General features: G+C 65.9%; 16 protein-coding genes. 7 read left to right on the top strand and 9 right to left on the bottom strand.

The genetic code is table 11. The features are described from left to right. Positions 1 to 4: 4 nt before the first annotated feature. The 3 genes from dctP to EJ903_RS21970 form a co-directional block, all read right to left on the bottom strand. Positions 5 to 967 carry a TRAP transporter substrate-binding protein DctP gene (gene dctP / locus EJ903_RS21980; protein WP_158627974.1) on the bottom strand — a complete coding sequence of 321 codons (963 nt, stop codon included), beginning with the start codon at positions 965 to 967 and terminating at the stop codon, positions 5 to 7. A 462-nt stretch (positions 968 to 1,429) separates the two neighbouring features. Then, the gene (locus EJ903_RS21975; RefSeq protein WP_126619499.1) at positions 1,430 to 3,673 is read right to left on the bottom strand and encodes a tetratricopeptide repeat protein; all 2,244 of its coding nucleotides are present in this window, start codon (positions 3,671 to 3,673) and stop codon (positions 1,430 to 1,432) included. 83 nt (positions 3,674 to 3,756) lie between these two features. Beyond that, complete coding sequence (locus tag EJ903_RS21970; protein ID WP_126619497.1) at positions 3,757 to 4,161, bottom strand: tautomerase family protein; 405 nt, start codon at positions 4,159 to 4,161, stop codon at positions 3,757 to 3,759. A 103-nt stretch (positions 4,162 to 4,264) separates the two neighbouring features. On the opposite strand from EJ903_RS21970, the gene EJ903_RS21965 reads away from it, so the two are divergent. Both EJ903_RS21965 and EJ903_RS21960 read left to right on the top strand, forming a co-directional pair. After that, entirely contained in the window at positions 4,265 to 5,113 is an 849-nt protein-coding gene (locus EJ903_RS21965; protein WP_126619495.1) for a LysR substrate-binding domain-containing protein, read from the top strand. A gap of 58 nt (positions 5,114 to 5,171) precedes the next feature. Next, positions 5,172 to 6,107 (top strand): LysR family transcriptional regulator, encoded by a 936-nt coding sequence (locus tag EJ903_RS21960; RefSeq protein WP_126619493.1) that lies wholly within the window; start codon positions 5,172 to 5,174, stop codon positions 6,105 to 6,107. Here the strand turns inward: EJ903_RS21960 and EJ903_RS21955 are convergent. Further along, positions 6,102 to 7,034 carry a DMT family transporter gene (locus EJ903_RS21955; protein ID WP_246015837.1) on the bottom strand — a complete coding sequence of 311 codons (933 nt, stop codon included), beginning with the start codon at positions 7,032 to 7,034 and terminating at the stop codon, positions 6,102 to 6,104. The genes EJ903_RS21960 and EJ903_RS21955 overlap by 6 nt on opposite strands. Positions 7,035 to 7,096: 62 nt before the next feature. On the opposite strand from EJ903_RS21955, the gene EJ903_RS21950 reads away from it, so the two are divergent. Next, the gene (locus EJ903_RS21950) at positions 7,097 to 11,203 is read left to right on the top strand and encodes a response regulator (RefSeq protein ID WP_126619491.1); all 4,107 of its coding nucleotides are present in this window, start codon (positions 7,097 to 7,099) and stop codon (positions 11,201 to 11,203) included. Between the two features lie 23 nt (positions 11,204 to 11,226). Here EJ903_RS21950 and EJ903_RS27045 read toward each other — a convergent pair whose 3' ends face one another. Continuing rightward, positions 11,227 to 11,397, bottom strand: a complete 171-nt coding sequence (locus EJ903_RS27045; protein ID WP_158627973.1) for a hypothetical protein — start codon at positions 11,395 to 11,397, stop codon at positions 11,227 to 11,229. A gap of 27 nt (positions 11,398 to 11,424) precedes the next feature. Between EJ903_RS27045 and EJ903_RS21945 the strand changes: the two genes are divergently transcribed. Then, positions 11,425 to 12,825, top strand: coding sequence for a response regulator (locus EJ903_RS21945; protein ID WP_126619489.1), 1,401 nt, complete (start codon positions 11,425 to 11,427; stop codon positions 12,823 to 12,825). 61 nt (positions 12,826 to 12,886) lie between these two features. Here EJ903_RS21945 and EJ903_RS21940 read toward each other — a convergent pair whose 3' ends face one another. From EJ903_RS21940 to EJ903_RS21930, 3 genes are all read right to left on the bottom strand, one after another. Further along, on the bottom strand, positions 12,887 to 13,213 hold the full coding sequence (locus tag EJ903_RS21940; protein ID WP_126619487.1) for a hypothetical protein: 327 nt from the start codon (positions 13,211 to 13,213) through the stop codon (positions 12,887 to 12,889). A 111-nt stretch (positions 13,214 to 13,324) separates the two neighbouring features. After that, a complete protein-coding gene (locus EJ903_RS21935; RefSeq protein ID WP_126619485.1) occupies positions 13,325 to 14,338 on the bottom strand; it encodes an inorganic phosphate transporter in 1,014 nt (337 codons plus the stop codon). Positions 14,339 to 14,348: 10 nt separating this feature from the next. After that, positions 14,349 to 14,993 (bottom strand): DUF47 domain-containing protein, encoded by a 645-nt coding sequence (locus EJ903_RS21930; RefSeq protein ID WP_126619483.1) that lies wholly within the window; start codon positions 14,991 to 14,993, stop codon positions 14,349 to 14,351. A gap of 212 nt (positions 14,994 to 15,205) precedes the next feature. On the opposite strand from EJ903_RS21930, the gene EJ903_RS21925 reads away from it, so the two are divergent. From EJ903_RS21925 to EJ903_RS21915, 3 genes are all read left to right on the top strand, one after another. Next, positions 15,206 to 15,739, top strand: a complete 534-nt coding sequence (locus EJ903_RS21925) for a hypothetical protein (RefSeq protein WP_210211506.1) — start codon at positions 15,206 to 15,208, stop codon at positions 15,737 to 15,739. Between the two features lie 244 nt (positions 15,740 to 15,983). Next, positions 15,984 to 16,238 (top strand): hypothetical protein, encoded by a 255-nt coding sequence (locus tag EJ903_RS21920; RefSeq protein ID WP_126619481.1) that lies wholly within the window; start codon positions 15,984 to 15,986, stop codon positions 16,236 to 16,238. Between the two features lie 75 nt (positions 16,239 to 16,313). Beyond that, on the top strand, positions 16,314 to 16,589 hold the full coding sequence (locus EJ903_RS21915) for a hypothetical protein (protein ID WP_126619479.1): 276 nt from the start codon (positions 16,314 to 16,316) through the stop codon (positions 16,587 to 16,589). A gap of 78 nt (positions 16,590 to 16,667) precedes the next feature. Here the strand turns inward: EJ903_RS21915 and EJ903_RS21910 are convergent. Then, a partial coding sequence (locus EJ903_RS21910) for an ABC transporter ATP-binding protein (protein ID WP_148105295.1) occupies positions 16,668 to 17,383 on the bottom strand: 716 nt, incomplete at its 5' end.

Raw genomic sequence — 17,383 nt, 5'->3', positions numbered from 1 at the left:
ACGGTTACGGCTTTTCGTAGGCGGCGAGGGCCTTGCGCGCGGCGTCGAGCAGCTTGCGGCCATCCAGCCCCTGCTCGTTCAGACCGGTGGCCCAATCGGCGTAAACCTCTTCCAGCTCGTCGCGGATCTCGGTCATTTGCGTCGGCGTGAAGCGCTTGACCTTGTGCTGGCCGTCCTCGGCCAGCTTGCGCTTCATGTCTTCTTCGATCTGGTCGCGCTCCTCGGCGATGGCGAGGGAAACGGGCTTGCCGAGATGCTTGTCGAACGCGGCCTTGACCGGGTCGGGCAGCGCGTCGAAGGTCGCGCGCTTCATCGCCAGCATCACCACCGGGCCGGAGAAATTGATGTCCAGAAGATGGGTCAACTGGTTCATCAATGGCTTGCCATCCGCCCCGCCGGTGGTGGTCGACGAATACCACCCATAGGAAACCCCATCGATGAGGTTGCTCTGGATTCCGGCGGCCATGCTGTTCAGCGGCAGCGCCACCGGAATGACGCCCAGCTTGGCCAGCGCCCGCCCCACGGTCTTGCTGGGGTTGCGGATGCGCAGGCCGCGCAGATCGCGCGGTGATTCCATCGGGCGGCTGGCGGTGAAGATGCCATAGGTCGGCAAGGCCCACAGCCCGACCACCTTCAAGCCCTCGTAATCGTGGCTGAGCACCCCCGACTCGTACAAATCCCACAACGCCTTCGTGCCACCAACCGCCGTGCGGCGGATCAGCGGCAGTTCGATCACCGAACTGGCGACGAAACGGGTGGGGCTGTAGCCCTGGACGGTGTAGGCGATTTCAATGTCGCCGCTGTCCACCAGCTTCATCAGTTCGGTGGGTTTGCCGTATTCGCCGCTGGGGCGGATGTCGATGGCGACGGCGTTGTTCGTCTCCGTCTCGATCTTGCGGCAGGCTTCCACCAACATCCGATAGGTTGAGGTGGTGGGGGTGAACACGGTGCCGAATCGCAGCGTCACGTCAGCGAACGCGGATTGTGCAAACAACGTGAAAAACACGGAAAAACATACCAGAGTGATCAAAGAACGCCGGTATGCACGCATGTCTCTCTCCCTTGCCACACTTATGCGACTTATCGCACAGCGCGATGATGCGCGCCACAAGGAAGAGCATTCAAAAAATTTCAACCAACCAACACGCTGTGGCTTTTGATCTCAGCCTGGACATGTGGAAAAACGCGACTTGATTTGGTTTTGAGTTGCATTCGATCTTTCCCGGAATCCTCAGGTCTTCTCCGTTTGCCCTGTCGGTTGATTGCGCGATGAACGGGTGACGCTGTCAGGACAGGGGGATTCGGACCAAACATCCGGAGTCCATTGTTCGTTTGGTCAAAACATGGTCGACACTCCACACGTTGGGGTGGTGGTTCAATTCCTTACATCTCTAGGCATTTGGTTTCAAAATCGCCACAATTCGACGCATCAGCTGAAGGCCTCCGGCCCGATCGGAGCTGGCGGCAACCCGGCGCACCAGCGCCGCCACACCAAACGGTAGGCCCGCTCCAGGTGGCGGACGTAACGCGGCGCGTCCATCAGCGGGGACGACGCCACCCGTTCGCGCAATCCCTGTCGCAAACGGGCGATGCGCGCCGGATCCCCGGCCAGTTCCACCCCCAGCGCCACGAACGCGTCCACCGAACGGGTGATCAGTTCGGTCATCCCGATGTTTTCCAGATAGCATTCGCCCACGCACGAGAACATCCGCCGCCCGGCGCAGGTCAGCACCGGCACGCCCATCCACAGCGCCTCACAGCTGGTGGTCCCGCCGTTGGCGATCAGCGGATCCAGGGCGATGTCCACGCGGCGGTAGGCCTCGTGCGGGTCGCCGGTCCAGCCCATCAGTTCGATCCGCTCCCCCTCCACCCCCAGGGCGGTGAAACGGGCGCGGGTGGCGGCGGCGAAGTCCGGATCGTTCAGGCTGCGCCATTTCAGCAGCAGCTTTGCCGTTGGCGCGCCGCGCAGAATGGCGGCCCAGGCGGCGACGGTGCGATCCCCCAGCTTGGACAGGTTGTTGAAGCTGCCGAAGGTGACAAAGCCGCGCGTCATGGCCGGTGGAACCGGGTCGGGGGCGGCGTCGCTCGGGCGGGGTTTGAAGACGACATAGATGTCGGGCAGACGGATCAGCGCCTCCGAATGCCAGACGTCGGAACCGGGTGGGGCGAACCAGCGGTCCATGATCCGGTAATCCATCGCCGACAGGCCGGTGGTGTCGGGGTAGAGCGGGTAGCTGATTTGGATCGGGGCCGGTTTGCGGGCAAAGGTGAACAGCCGGTGCCCGGTGAGGTGGCCGGAGCAATCAACCAGCAGATCGATGCCATCGGCGCGGATGCGCGCGGCCAGCGCCTCGTCGTCCAGATCATGGCACAGAACGAAACGGTCGGCGGCGCGCTCGAACGCGTCGGTCAGGGCGTCGCGCACCGGGCTGGTGGCGTAACAGGTGACGGAAAAGCCCGCGCGGTCAGCGTTTTCCACCAGGGGCAGCACGAAATTGCCGCAAGGGTGGCCGTAGAAATTCGGCGAGACATAGCCCACCCGCAAGCGGCGCTCCGGGTCCCGGCTGTTGGTGTGGGGGGCGGGAGCCAGGCCCAGCGGGGCGATGTGCTGGCGGTCGAACGCCCGATGCTCCTGATAGACGTCGTCGGGATCGGCCTCCTCGTCAAACCCCAGGGCAAAGAGCAGACCGGAACGGGCCTGCCACAGGTCCGGGTCAAGGGCCAGCGCCCGGCGCAGGGCGGTGATGGCGGCGGGCAGGTCGCCCTGCTCGAAGCAGATCCCACCCATCGCCATGTGCACCTTGGGAACATGCGGAACCAGGGTTTGCGCCCGCGCGCAAGCCGCCCGCGCCGCACCATAGCGGTGGGCGCGGGCGTGCAGCGTGCCCAGCGCGTAAAAGGCGCGCGCGTCGTCCGGTTGCAGCGCCACCGCGCGGCGTTGCCACTCCACCGCCGCGTCGCTGCGCCCCAGATCCTCCAGCAGGTTGCCCAGCGTGTGAGGGGCATCCGCCGCCGCCATGGCGTTGCGGCACAGGACCAGCGCGTCGTCCAGACGGCCTTGCGCGTGCAGGCTTTGGGCCTGCGCCAACGTGCGTTCGGCCTGCCTTTGATCCAGGCTGGGTTGCAACCGCGCCCGCGCGGTGCGCAGAGGGGCGAAGTCCGGACAGTGGCCTATGGCCCGGTCGAGCGTGTCCGCCACCTCCTCCACCGCGACCGCGCCGTCGAGCGTGGCCGCGAGGTTGAACCAGGCTTGGGCAAAGGTCGGGTGATCGGCCACCGCCTGGCGGAGCATCGCGACCGCCTCCTCCCGCCGTCCGCTGTCGCGCAGCAGCAGGCCCAGATTGTTGCGCGCCGACGGGTGGGTCGGGGCCAGTGTCAGCGCGCGGCGGTAATGCGCCTCCGCCTCGTCCAACTGCCCCAGCCGGGCCACGACCAGAGCGCGGTTGAGGTGCACGTCGGCGTTGCCCTCCGCCTGTTCCAGCGAGCGGGCGAGCAGGTCGGCGGCGCGGGCATCCTCGCCCCGGTCCGCCAGCAGCGCCCCCAGAAGCTGCAAGGCGGTGGCGTTGGTGGGATCGACGTCGAGGATGCGGCCGTACAGCGTTTCCGCTTCCACCAGACGCCCGGCGCGGTGATGGTCAAAGGCGATGGACAGGGCTTCCAGAATCGTGGCCATGACCGTTTCACCTGCCGGGTTGCGCGTTGCGCCGGATCAGACCAGTGCCGTCCGGCCCTGTCAACGACCGCGCGTCGCCCGGTTCAGGCCGCCAGCGTGGCGGCGATGTAGCGGTGCTCCTGCGTCCGCCCGCCATAGCCATAGGCGTCCGCCGGAACCTCCTGCACCAGGGCGTAGCTGGTCTCGTGCAGGGGACCGGCAACAGAAGCGAGAAAGGCGAAGATCTCGCGCAGATACGCGGCCTTTTCGTCCTTGCTGTTGGTGCTGGCGGTGATGGTGATCGCCAGCCACGCGCTGGCCATCCCCAGATCGGTCAGGCTGCGGTCGCCGATGAACCAATGGTCGGGGGCAATCGCGCTGACGGCAACGGCGGTCACGCCGGGCTGCTTGCGCAGGACGCGGGCGGTGATGGCGGTGACACCCTGGGCAACCCGCGCCGACAGGGCGGGGGACGCGTCGGCGGACAGGGTGACGGTGATGTGCGGCATGGTCGGCTCCGTTCGGTGAGGGATGGAATGCTCCGACTGTAGCGCTGTCACAAAATTCAGAAAAACTCGTTTATATGAACTTCAAATTGAGTTATTAGCAGTCATGCTTCGCACCTTCGACCTTGCCGTGCTGCGCTCCTTCCTGCTGATCGCGCAGGGTCGCAGCTTCGCCGACACCGCCGATCTGGTCGGGCGTTCGCCCTCGGCGGTCAGCTTGCGCATCCAGAAACTGGAGGAGGAGTTGGGCGTCACCGTCCTGCGCCGCAACGCGCGCGGGGTGGAGTTGACCCCGGCGGGCGAACGGCTGCTCGGCTACGCCCATCGGCTGCTGGCGTTGAACGACGAAGCGCTCGCGGCCTTCCAGCGCAAGGAGCGCCGCCCCTTGCGCGTGGGAGCCACCCAGGACATGGCCGAAGCGCTGCTGCCCGACCTGCTGCGCCGCTTTGCGCTCGATCACCCCGAGGTGGAGTTGACCCTGCGCATCGACCGTTCGCACGCGGTGATCGAGGCGGTGCGCAGCGGCGCGCTCGACGTCGCGCTGGCCCTGCACCGGCCCGATCCGACGCTGGTGGCGGTGGTCGCGGAAGAGCCGATGCTGTGGATCGGCGCGCGCGGCCTGGATTGCCCGGCGGACCGCCCGTTGCCGCTCGCCCTGTTCGAAGCGCCATGCGGTTTTCGCGCCGCCGCGTTGGACGCGCTGGCGCAAGCCGGGCGGACGGCGCGGTTGGCGGCGACCAGCCCCAGCCTGTCGGGCCTGCGCGCGGCGGTGGAGGCCGGAGTCGGCGTGACCGTCCGCACCCGCCACAGCCTGAGCGGCCCGATTCTGGCCGAGGTCGGCGCGGCCCTGGCCTTGCCCGCCTTGCCGACGGCGGTTTTCGGCCTCTACGCCCAAATGGAGGACGGATGGAGCGAACGCGACGACTTCCTGACCCTCTGCCGCCGCCGGGTGTGAGGGCACGCAGAGCCGCCGGGCGGTTGCGCAACGCCGCTGGCTTGCGCAGAGTGGGACCATGCATCTCGACACCACCGACCTGCGCCTGCTGCGCATCTTCCTGACCATCGCCGAATCCGGCGGCTTCGCCGCCGCGCAAGGCGAGCTGAATCTGTCGCTGCCGACGATCTCCAGCCACATGGCCGCGCTGGAAAGCCGTCTGGGTCTGACCCTGTGTCGGCGTGGGCGCGGCGGTTTCGCCCTGACGGCGGAAGGGACCGCGATTTATGAGGAGGCGCGGCACCTGTTCCTGGCGCTGGACCGCTTCGAACAGCGCGCCCGCGCCTTGCAGAACCGGATGACGGGCACGCTGGCGCTGGGCATGGTCGACAACACCATCAGCGACCCCAACCTGCCCCTGGATCGGGTCTTCGCCCGTTTTGCCGAGGCGGCCCCCGATGTGGTCCTGTCCATCGTGACCCGCCCGCCGAGCGACCTGCTGCGCGATGTGGTGTCGCGCCAACTGCACCTGGCCATCGGCGGCTTTCCGCGCGTGGCTTTGGGTCTGACCTACAGCGACCTCTACACCGAACAGCAGAATCTCTATTGCGGTCGCAACCACCCGCTGTTCACCATCGACGATTCGGCCATCAGCATCGAGTTGGTGCGGCAGCACCGCATCGTCGCCCGCAGCTATTGGGGGTTGCGCGATATGAAGCTGTTCGCCATCGCCGCCCCGCGCGCTGTGGTCAGCGACATGGAGGCCACGGCGCGGCTGGTGCTGTCGGGGGCCTATCTGGGCTATCTGCCCGATCACTACGCCGCCCCGGACACCGCCACCGGGCGGATGCGCCCGCTGCGCCCGGATCTGTTCGGCACCAAATCGCGCTTCCAGGCGGCCACCGTTCCCAACGCGCGGGACGAACCGATGGTGGCGCTGTTTCTCGACACGCTGGCGGAGGAGATGAACGCGGCCAAGCCAACAGCGGATGGCCCCCTTCGACCGGCCTTATAACCGGAGCGCCGCCGCCCCCAACGCAATCGCCGCACCGGATGCGGCCCGCCACCAGCCAATCCGCTCCCTCAGGATAAGCGCGGCGAACAAAAGAGCGAACAGAATAGAGCTTTCGCGCAAAGCCGCCACCGTGGCGACCGGCGCACGGGTCATCGCCCAAAGCGCCAAACCGTATGAAGCCACAACGCAAAAACCGCCCACCACGGCGACCGGCCAGCGGGTGCGGGCGTAAACCGCCAGTCCCGGCCCCCCGCCCAGAACCACAGGGATGCCGGCCAGCAGAAACACCCAGAGCGTGTAGGACGGGGGGTTTCCAGACAACCGCACCCCCACACCATCAATCACGGTGTAGGCCGCGATCACCGCCGCGTTGGCCAGGGGTACCCCCAGCACCGCAACCAGTCGTGGCTTCGGCCCGTCGGTCGGACACCCGTTGGCAGTATGCGCGTTCGCAGTCTGGACGTTGGCAGGACGCCCGCTCAGGGCCAGGGTCAGCACCCCGGCACACACAAGAGACGTGCCAGCCCAAGCGGACGCGGAGAGCTGTTCATCCAACAGAAAGCCGCTGCACGCCGCGATCAGCAGCGGCGGTGTTCCCCGCATCAACGGATAGGCCAGACTCATGTCACCGCAGCGATACGCCGCAGCGACCAAACGGAAATAGAGAAGCTGAAGACAGGCTGACGCCACGAGGCAGGGCAGACTCGCAGCCGTTGGAACGCCCAGCCAAGGCAAAAACAGTGCTGCAATCACAGCCGCGCCACCGGCAACGAGCACCGTGTCGCGCCGGGTGTCCGTCCCGGACTTGATCGCGGTGTTCCATCCCGCGTGCAATACGGCACCAAGCAGAACGGCAAGAAGGGCGTCGGTTGGCATCGGGGCGGTTTTGGGAAATAAGCGCGTTTGTTCAGCAATTTGACGTGACATGCATCAAGGCACCGTGTCAATGCTGATGCCCATACATCCGGATCAACCACCCGGCTTCGCCCATGCCCGCTGACAGTCTGAAGAACGCCCGGCGCCGCCGCCTTCTGGGAATTGCCAGCGCCTTTATCATCGGCATGGTCATTGCGCTGGGTGCTTTGGAAATCGTCTTCGATTACCGCAAGACGATGGACGATGCGTTTGAGCGGTTGGAGCAATTGGCCCGCGTCGCCGATGAAAGCGTGTCCGGACGGATTCGCGCCATTGATGTGCTGTTGCAGGATGTGGGGCGTGAATCCCTGAACATCCGCAGTCCACAGGACGCTGACACCTTGCTGGCGTATATGAAGGCGCGCGTCGATGCGTTGGACGAGGTGCGCAGCATCTCCATCACCGACGGGACCGGGCGCGCCATTCTGACCACACGCGCCGATCTGCTGGGGTTCGACGCCAGCCAACGCCCCTATTACACCATCCCGCTGCGCGCTGAAAACCGGGAACGGCTTTTCATCCATGGCCCCACCCTGTCCAGCACCGGCGCACAGGTGCTGTTCGCGTCCCGCGCCCGGCAAATGACGCCGACGGATTGGGACGGGGTGACGCTGGCCTCGCTGCCGCCGGAATATTTCGTCAGCATCCTGGAAACGGTCAATCCGGGCGATGGTGGTTTCGCGGCGCTGCTCTCCAGCGACGGGACCATCGCATCCCGCTTCCCAAAGCCGGAAACATTCATCGGGCAATCCGTGGTCCGGCGGGCACCCTTTGCGGAATACCGCGCCTCCGGCCAACGCATGACGCGGTCGCTGGCCCCCACGGTGGTGGAAGAGCGGCCGAGTCTGGTGGTCACGCGCGGAACCGCCTATCCCGAACTGGTCATCACCGTCGGCCTGCCCCAGGACGTTGTTCTCCGCGAATGGCGGGACCACTCACTGCTGAAGGGAGGCATCCTGGCGCTGGTTGGGGTGATCGCCACCGGAACTCTCCTGCGCTTTTCCCGGCACGAGGACGAATTGCGCGCGCAGCGCAATTTCGCCCAGCAACTGGTCCAGAACGCCAATGTTCTGGTGGTTGGTCTGGACCGCAACGGCATCGTCCGGATTTTCAACGAAACAGCGGCGGACATCACCGGATATCGACCCGACGAGATCATCGGGCGCGACTGGTTCGACACCGTGGCGGTGGGTGGTGGCATGCCAACCATCGCACAGGCTTTCGCCATCGGCGCACCGCTTCCGCGCCAGTTCGATGGACCGATCCGCACCAAGAACGGGCATCTGCGCCGCGTGTCCTGGCAGAACAGCGTTGTCACCGGTCAGGACATTGTCGCCATGTCGTTCGGCATCGACATCACGGAGCGGATCGCCACGGAGGAGCAGCTCAAAACCAGCAAGCGCTTCATTCAGGCCGTCACCGACAGCCTGCCCGGCATGGTCGGCTACTGGGACGCCGGGTTGCGGTGCCGGTTCGCCAACAAATCCTACCTCCACTGGTTCGGCAAACCGCCCGAGGCGATCATCGGCCACTCCATGGTCGACCTGTTGGGTGAACGGCTGTTTGCGCAAAACGAACCCTACATCCGCCGGGTGTTGCGGGGAGAGCCTCAGAATTTTGAACGCATTCTGACCAAACCCAGCGGAGAGGTGGGGTGCACCTGGGCGCACTACATCCCTGACATCAACGCCAGCGGAGCCGTCATCGGCTTTTTTGTGCTGGTGAACGACATCACCCCGCTGAAGCGGGCCGAAGACGCCCTGCGCGCCACCATGAACCGTTTGTCCCTGGCCACCAAAGCGGGCGGCATCGGCGTGTGGGAGGTGGAATATCCGTCCCGGACCCTGCGGTGGGATGATCGGATGTTCCAGCTTTATGGGAAAGAACCGATGGACGGCCCAATCCCTTACGAGGTTTGGCGTTCATCCTGCCTGCCGGAGGATTTGCCGAGAGTCGAACGCGAACTGGAAGAGGCGGTCCAGACTCATCAGGATCTCGACACTGAATTCCGCATCGTCGTGCCGGGGCAGGGCATCCGTCACATCAAGACGGCGGCATTGGTGGACTATGATGAAAGTGGTCAAGCCCGCCGCATCATCGGCGTCAATTGGGACATCACCAGCATCCGCGAAAAGGAGGCCGCGTTTCAAGCCGCCCAGTGGACGGCGGAAAAGGCCAACCGGGCGAAAAGCGAATTTCTGGCGAACATGAGCCACGAAATCCGGACCCCTCTGAACGCCATCCTGGGCCTGTCCCATCTGTTGGGCCGAACCGATCTCAACACCGAACAGCAGGATTTCGTCAGCAAGATCACCCAATCCGGACGCGGGTTGCTGTCGATCATCAACGACATTCTGGACTTCTCGCGGGTCGAGGCCGGGCGGATGGAGTTGGACGTCGCTCCCTTCGACCTGTCCGCGCTGTTGGACGCGGTGTCGACCATCATGTCCGTCAGCGCCAGCACCAAGGATCTGGAACTGCTGATCGATCTGGCCCCCGACACACCGGTGGCTCTGATGGGTGATGCCTCACGGTTGCGGCAGGTCCTGATCAACCTGACCAGCAACGCCATCAAGTTCACCGAAACCGGAACCATCATGCTGCGCGTCGAGGCGGTGGACGGCGACGAGGAGCGCCAAACCCTGCGGTTTTCCGTGGAGGACAGCGGCATCGGGATTGCGGCGGAGGCGTTGCCCCTGCTCTTCACCGCCTTCAGCCAGGCCGATTCCTCCACCACACGGCGCTATGGCGGTTCCGGCCTTGGATTGGCGATCAGCAAGCAATTTGTCGGGCTGATGGGCGGCGAGATCGGTGTGGAAAGCCAGCCGGGCCACGGCAGCCGTTTCTGGTTCACCGTTCCGTTGATGCCAGCGGCGCCTCCCCCCGAGTCCAAGCCATCAGGGCTGACGGAAAGGCTGACGCCGCTCAACGTGCTGATTGCCGACGATCACGACATCGCCCGCCGGGTGATCGCTGACACCGCCGGTTGCCTGGGATGGAACGCCGACACCGCCGATGGGGGTCCGGCGGCGGTGGAACTGGCGCAACGCCGGGTTCGCTCCGGGCAGCCCTATGACGTGGTTGTCGTGGATTGGAAGATGCCGGATATGGACGGTCTGACGGTGAGCCGCCAGATTCGCGGCCTGTCGGGCGGTGCGCAGCCGCCCATCGTCATCATGGCGACGGCCTTCAACCGTGACACCCTGCTGCACACACCGGGGGCCGGCATGGTTGACGCGATCCTGGTGAAACCCGTCACCGCCTCGGCCCTTCACAACGCCGTGGTCGAGGCGCGGGCGCATCGTGGCGCGCGGGGTGGCGACCGGGCGGGCGATCCTGTGGCCGGTTCCCAGCCCATCGCCCGCAACCGCCTGTCCGGTGTGCGGTTGCTCGTGGTCGAAGACAACGCAATCAACCAATCGGTCGCCCAACGTGTCCTGGAACTGGAGGGGGCCATCGTCGCCCTGGTGGGGGATGGGCAGCAGGCGGTCGACCGGTTGAAAGCCGACCCGACAGCCTTTGACGTGGTCCTGATGGATGTCCACATGCCGGTGATGGACGGCTATGAGGCCACCGGACGCATCCGACGGGATTTGGGGCTGGTGACGTTGCCGATCATCGCCCTGACCGCCGGCGCGTTGGCCGAAGAGCGCGCGCACGCCGAACAGATCGGGATGAATGATTTCATCGCCAAACCCTTCGACGTCGATGACATGGTGGGCTGCATCCGCCGCCATGTGTCCCTTTCCCCCTGCGCCCCCACTCCACCGGCTGGCTCCAACCCGCCCGGAGCATCCGGCCCCACAGCCGTCGACGGCCCTAGCATCCCTGGCGTTGATATGGTCCAGCTCCTGCACCGGTTGGGGGGAGACACATCGCTGGTGGCGCTGCTGATTCCACGCTTCATCACCGAGTTCGGCGACACGGCGTCGCGTGTGCGCGACCAGATGCGGGCAGGCGATGGGGCGGAGGCCACGCGCACATTGCATGCGCTGAAGGGGGCCGCAGGCAACATGGCGGCGGTTGACATCGCGGTGCTGGCCCAGACAGCGGAAAACGCGGTCAAGGACGGGCGGCACGGCGATCTTCCCGGCCTGTTGAAGCGCATGGACGCAGCGTTCACAGCCTTGAAGCATCACACCGCCAAAATCCCGGCGCCCCCCCCGATCACAGCTGTTTGAAAAGACCCCCATGATCGGGTGGATCATGCTAGGTTGCCGTCCTTGATCCGTAAGAGACGGCTGTTCTCGGGACGCGGGTTTGCGGGCAGTGGTTGGGGGGCGCGTTGGGTCGGGTTGGGCGCAGCGTTGTCGTGGCGGTGATCGTGCTTTCCGCTTTTGCGGGAAACGCGGGCCGCCTTGTTCTTCGCGATCATGAAGACACCTTGCAACGGCGCCACGCCATGGCCCGTGACATGGCCAGTCTGGCGGTCGGGCATGCGCACCGCGTCCTCACCACCGCATCCGTGGCGATTGATCAGGTGGCCGCCTTGGTCCGGGACGCCCCCAGCCTGAACGCCGTGCACTCGATCGATCATTGGAAGCGCCTGCGTGAGCACACCGCGCATCTGGAGGGCGGTGAGTCGTTGTGGGTGGTGGACGCGAACGGCAAGACCATTCTGGAATCCGCCAGCTATCCGGGGCGGCAGGCCCCGATCCGCGATTTCGCGTCCCACCTGTCCAGCGACCGGCCTCTGTCGATTGGTCCTGTGACGGCGGAACGGGGAGAGGATGGCCGCGTCGTCTACACGCTCATCCGCCCCTTGCGCGACGAATCGGGCCGCGCGGTGGCGGCGGTGCTGGCGGTGATGAACGCCGCTTACCTGACACGGTTTCCAAGCCCGCCGAGCGCCGACGACAGCCCCGTGATCGGAGTCTACCGCCACACCGGCGAATTGGTGGCCCGCAGGCCCACGCTTCCCGACCCGGTTGGAAAACCCCACAGCGACGCCCCTTTGCTCCCGCTCCAACTGCATGAAACGTCGGAGGGGATGTTTGCCGTCCCGCCGATGGCGGGCGGGGTGACTCGGATCACCGCCCTCCAGCGGGTTGGGGACCAGGGCGTTCAGGTGCTGGTCAGCCTCGACCCGGAACGCGCCTTGGCGGAATGGCGGGCGCGCAGCCTGCGCACCTTGGGTGAACATCTGGTCGGCGCGCTGGCGGTGTTGCTGGGAATGGCCTGGGCCTTCCGTTTCCTTGGCCACGGGCGGTTGAGCGGCGGTCCGGCTGCGGCGGACACCGGCATCACCAACGCCCCTCCCGCGCACCAGCTCATCGACAGCCAGGGCGGCATCCCCCCCAACCCACCGATGGGCGAGTCCAGACAGAACGCCACCGAGGCCAGCCACGACGCGGACACGGGGAACAGCGACCAGGACCCGTCTCCGGTTTCAACCGTCATGCCGTCGACGCCAGTCGGGACGCGGCGCGCCCTGACCATTCTATTGGCGGAGGATGACCCCACCATCCGGCGCAGCGTGGCCGCGTTGCTGCGCGATTGGAATCACCGGGTGATCGAAGCGGCGCATGCGGACGAGGCGCTTGCAGCCCTGCAGGGGCCGGACACGCTGGATTTGCTGTTCAGCGCCGTGGTGATGCCGCCCGGCACGACCGGAACCGAATTGGCCGCGCAGGCCCGACGCCTGCGCCCCGAGTTGCCGATCCTGCTGGCGTTCGGTTCACCACCGCACGCGGTCGGGGCGGAGATGGCGGGGATTGCCGGTGTTGCGACCATCACCAAGCCCTACGACATCGGCGCGTTGAAGGCACAAATAGCCCGACTGTGTGGCACGGACCCGCCTTGACCCCTGGCATTCACGCTGGCTTGACCGGCTCCGTCGGACGCAGAACCGATGGTTCAGAACATCAGGCGGGATCGAAGGCGTGGGGGAAATGAGCCAGACGACGACCGAACAACCCGGCGGCCTGCTTGGTTCCGTCATTGCTGGAACGCGACACAGGCGCGGTGTGTCGGATCGCTGGTGGAATGGCCGGATCAGTCCCGCTGCTGGTCGTTTGCCCGTCGGGTGTTGCCGAACGGGTCCGCCGCTCATCCTCGCAAGGGGGGGCGTAGAAGGGCAGGGTCAGTTGACCATCCGGTTCGGTCGAATAGGGCAAACCCGGCAGCGTCCGGCGCTCGGTGCCCGGAAGTACATATTGCTCGCCTTGGTCGGTTTGCTCGATTTGCGGCATCCACATGCGTCCTGTATCGACCGGGGGGATTCTGCCGTCCCCTTTCGTTCCGGTCAAGGACAACGGTGCGGCAAACGGAACAAGCCGTTCACCGCACGGTGTTTTTCCGCATCACCCGACCAGAATGGCCGCCGCAATCCGGTAGGACACGTAGGCGACCGCCGCCGACGCCGGAATTGTCAGCACCCAGGCCCAGACAATCCGCCCGGCAAGCCCCCAGCGCACCGCCGAGGTCCGGCGGGCCGATCCGACTCCGACAATGGCCCCGGTGATGGTGTGGGTGGTGGACACCGGAATGCCCAGCCACGTCGCGCCGAACAGGGTGATCGCCCCGGCGGTTTCGGCGCAGAATCCCTGATAGGGCTTCAGATCGGTGATGCGCGATCCCATGGTGCGCACGATCCGCCAGCCCCCCATCAGCGTGCCCAGCCCCATCGCCAACTGGCAGGTCAGAATGACCCAGAAGGGCACATGGAAGGTGTCGCCCAACAGGCCCTGGCTGAACAGCAGCACCGCGATGATGCCCATGGTCTTCTGCGCGTCGTTGCCGCCATGCCCCAGGCTGTAGAGCGCGGCCGACACCAATTGCCAATGGCGGAACTGCCGGTCCACGGCAAAGGGTGGAACCCGTCGCAGCGCCCAGGACAGGATCAGCACCAGCAGCAACGCCAACACCAGCCCGATGGTGGGCGACAGCACAATGGCGACGCTGGTCTTGAGGAAGCCGCTAGCAACAATGGCCCCGAACCCGGCCTTGGCGATGCCCGCCCCAGCCAGACCGCCAACCAACGCGTGCGAGCTGGAGGAGGGCAGGCCCAGCCACCAGGTGAACAGATTCCAGCCGATGGCCCCGCACAGTGCGCCCAAAATCACCGCCGGATCGATGACCGACGGCTGGACCAGCCCGGTGCCGATGGTGGTGGCGACGTGCAGGCCAAAGAACAGAAAGGCGATGAAGTTGAAGAAGGCGGCCCAGGCCACCGCCAGCTTGGGCGACAGCACGCGGGTGGACACGACGGTGGCGATGGAGTTCGCCGCGTCGTGCAGGCCGTTGATGAAGTCGAAGGCCAGCGCCACCACGATGATGAAGATCAGCGCGGGCAGGCCAAGATGAAGGGCGTCCATCGCCGCCGCCTCAGACTTGATCGAGCGTGATGCCCGCGACGAGATCGCCGACGTCGTCGCAGCGGTCGGTCACGGCTTCCAGCTTCTCATACAACTCCCGGCGGCCCAGGAAGGCGATCATGTCCGGCCGTTCGGCGATCAGGGACTTCAGCGCGCCGCGCAGGATCTCGTCGGCCTGATCCTCCAACTCGGACAATTGATGGCAGAGCTGGCCGATGCGCTCGGCGTTGCGGGCGATGGCCCCCAGCAGCGGCATCAGTTCGACCAGGACGTTGGCCTGCTGGTGGATGAGGGCGACGAAGGCGCGCATCGGCGCGTCCACCTGCTCCACCCCGTACAGGGTGGCGTGGCGCGGCACCTCGTCCATCAGGTCGATGGCGTCGTCCAGCGCGTTGATGAGGGCCAGAATGTCGGAGCGGTCGAACGGGGTGATGAAGGCGCGGTGCAGGTCCCGCCCGGCCTCCTTGGCGATGCGATCGGCGTCCTTTTCAACGCGCTTCAAGGCGGCGACGCGCTGGGCGCGCTCCTCCGGCGGGGCGTCCATCACCGCTTCCAGCGCCTGCGCGGCGGCCACGATGTGGCGGGCCTGCGCGACGAACTGGTCGATGAATCGTTCCTCCTTCGGCATCAGCGAACGGAATGCGCGGAGCAGCATGGGACGGTGTCTCGTGTTTTTGGGCGTGAACGGCTGGCGCTGCTCATAGCACGCTTCGCGCCGCGTTGCAGCGCTGGTTGTCATGTTTATGTCATGTTTCTGTCACTTTGCGACGTTCGGTCGCCGGTTCCTTGTCCGACACGGTGGCGGCGGGTGGACAGACGCCCCGCGCGCCCTTACATGTCGGACAGACCCGGACAAGGACACCGTTCATGATCCGCACACCCGCGATACGCCCCACCGCTCTGATCGTTTCCGCTGCGCTGATGGCAGGGCCGTTGGCACTTGCCACGCCAACGGCGGCGCAACCCGCCGACGCCCCGTGCAGCCCGACCGTGTCGGCGGCATTGGGGGCCTGGGACTCCGGCATGGCCGCCGCCGAAATCTTCGGCGACAAGGCGTTGGCTCTGGCGCGCGAGAAAGGGCGGGACTATCTGTTGCCACTGCTGGGCATTGATCCGAAAGCGGTCCCGCCCGCCAACGCACCCGGCGGCAGTGCTGGCAACACCGACGACGTCGCCCGCGCCATTGAGGCGAGCCGCAACGACCCCAAGCGGCGGGCGGAGTTGTGTGCGGTCATCACCCGGTCGGTGAACGAGGCCCGCGATGGGGCTGAAGCCAAGCTGGACGCGCTCAAGCGCGCCATCGACGGCTGGCGGACTCCCGCTCCGGCGACTCCGGCCCCGGCGGCACCCCCGACGCCCGCTCCGGCCCCGGCGGGACCGGGCGGCCTCATCAAGACGTGATCCCCTGACGCGTCAGACCCGCCACACGCGCGGGGTCCGCCACCGAAAAAACGCATGTGTGGAATAGATCGGCCCCCGCCATGTTCATTCCATCAAAGGCTTGCGGGTCGCGGGTTTTGACGGACCGGTCAGGATCATCGACTTGTCACAGACTTTGGTCAGAGGGCCGGTTGTCGGCCCCTGACAAAAGCATTAATGTTGGTTCGGTCAATCGTTTGAACCCACCGATAGGAAGGTGCCATCCATGATCCTGAAGACCTTGGCCTGTGGCATGGCGGACGCCGCCCTGGCCTGCGACGCGACGCCCCCCAGACGCATGGGCGTCGATCCAATCATTGACTTCGACGCCCCCCTCGCTCCTTTGTCTCCCCTCGCTGCGGCCCGCTTTGTCCATCAACCGGATCGGGTGCCACACGCGCGCGACGAACAGCGCGGCATTGCCCTGTTGAACGGCCTCGTCAGCCAGATTGTCCTGAGCAAACTCCCCCGTTACGACTGACCATCACGATCCCAGTGGCCTGAAGACAGCCGGGGCCAACGCCCCATATCCAAACTCGTCTTTTTTGGTGCCGCCATGGCGATCGAATTGCATTCCTTTACCGTCACACTGGCTGTTGCGGACCCATCGGGCTGCGCCAGCGCCGCCGAACACCGCGCCCGCGTGTGGAAGGCCGTGTCCGAATTGTCGGACGCGGTGCGCCGCGCCGGCATGGCGCGCGAGGCGCGCGTGCGTGGCCAGGACCGTTCCGGCCATGTTCTGATCGAGGCGACCGACCTCGGAGCCGACTTCCTGCGCGGCTTGCCCGCCATCGCCCGTGTTGACACGGGCCGGATGGCCGTTCGTCACTGATCGAACGAAAAGCCCCTCGTCCCGCAGGGACGAGGGGCTTTTTCACGCCACAAACACGTCTTCTACGACCACCGCGTTTCAATCCGCCGTAACGGAGCGGATCTCGTCGGCGCTGAAGCGCTGCTGCTCCTCCATCACCATCAGCGACAAATCGCGCTTGAGGCGGTTGAACTCCGCCGACGCGCCGTCGCGCGGGCGCGGCATGTCCACCCGGACATCCTGCTTGATGGTTCCGGGCCGGTAGGTCATCACGATGATCCGGTCGGCCAGATAGATGCTTTCCTCGATGGAATGGGTGACGAACAGGATGGTCTTGCCAACCTCCTGCCAAATCCGCAGCAACTCGTCCTGAAGGGTGCGGCGGGTCAGGGCGTCGAGCGCGCCGAACGGCTCGTCCATCAGCAGGATCGGGCTGTCGAGCGCCAAAACGCGGGCAATGGCGACGCGCTGGCGCATCCCGCCCGACAGATCCTTGGGGTAGCGGTGGCGGAAATCCTGCAAATGCAGCTTTTCCAGCAGGGCATCGACGCGGGCGGCGATCTCCGCCTTGCCCATGCTTTTGATCTGCAGGCCGAAGGCGACGTTTTCCGCCACCGTCATCCAGGGGAACAGGGCGTATTCCTGGAACACCATGCCGCGATCCGGCCCCGGTCCCGTCACCGTCTTGCCATCCGCCGTGACCGTTCCGCGCGTCGGCGGCTGGAATCCGGCGACCGCGTTCAGCAGGGTGGATTTGCCGCAACCCGACGGGCCGAGCAGACAGACGAACTCGCCCTTCTGCACGTCCAGATCGA

Source organism: Azospirillum griseum (assembly GCF_003966125.1).
GTDB classification, from domain to species: Bacteria; Pseudomonadota; Alphaproteobacteria; order Azospirillales; family Azospirillaceae; genus Azospirillum; species Azospirillum griseum.
Note: the sequence above shows the minus strand (reverse complement) of the source record. Positions and strands in the feature narration are given on the sequence as shown.

Coding starts and splice junctions, on each gene's coding strand:
- EJ903_RS21975 (WP_126619499.1), bottom strand. CDS start 3,673: ATGGCCACGATTCTGGAAGCCCTGTCCATCGCCTTTGACCATCACCGC.
- EJ903_RS21970 (WP_126619497.1), bottom strand. CDS start 4,161: ATGCCGCACATCACCGTCACCCTGTCCGCCGACGCGTCCCCCGCCCTG.
- EJ903_RS21965 (WP_126619495.1), top strand. CDS start 4,265: ATGCTTCGCACCTTCGACCTTGCCGTGCTGCGCTCCTTCCTGCTGATC.
- EJ903_RS21960 (WP_126619493.1), top strand. CDS start 5,172: ATGCATCTCGACACCACCGACCTGCGCCTGCTGCGCATCTTCCTGACC.
- EJ903_RS21955 (WP_246015837.1), bottom strand. CDS start 7,034: ATGTCACGTCAAATTGCTGAACAAACGCGCTTATTTCCCAAAACCGCC.
- EJ903_RS21950 (WP_126619491.1), top strand. CDS start 7,097: ATGCCCGCTGACAGTCTGAAGAACGCCCGGCGCCGCCGCCTTCTGGGA.
- EJ903_RS27045 (WP_158627973.1), bottom strand. CDS start 11,397: ATGATCGCGAAGAACAAGGCGGCCCGCGTTTCCCGCAAAAGCGGAAAG.
- EJ903_RS21945 (WP_126619489.1), top strand. CDS start 11,425: ATGGCCCGTGACATGGCCAGTCTGGCGGTCGGGCATGCGCACCGCGTC.
- EJ903_RS21940 (WP_126619487.1), bottom strand. CDS start 13,213: ATGCCGCAAATCGAGCAAACCGACCAAGGCGAGCAATATGTACTTCCG.
- EJ903_RS21935 (WP_126619485.1), bottom strand. CDS start 14,338: ATGGACGCCCTTCATCTTGGCCTGCCCGCGCTGATCTTCATCATCGTG.
- EJ903_RS21930 (WP_126619483.1), bottom strand. CDS start 14,993: ATGCTGCTCCGCGCATTCCGTTCGCTGATGCCGAAGGAGGAACGATTC.
- EJ903_RS21925 (WP_210211506.1), top strand. CDS start 15,206: ATGATCCGCACACCCGCGATACGCCCCACCGCTCTGATCGTTTCCGCT.
- EJ903_RS21920 (WP_126619481.1), top strand. CDS start 15,984: ATGATCCTGAAGACCTTGGCCTGTGGCATGGCGGACGCCGCCCTGGCC.
- EJ903_RS21915 (WP_126619479.1), top strand. CDS start 16,314: ATGGCGATCGAATTGCATTCCTTTACCGTCACACTGGCTGTTGCGGAC.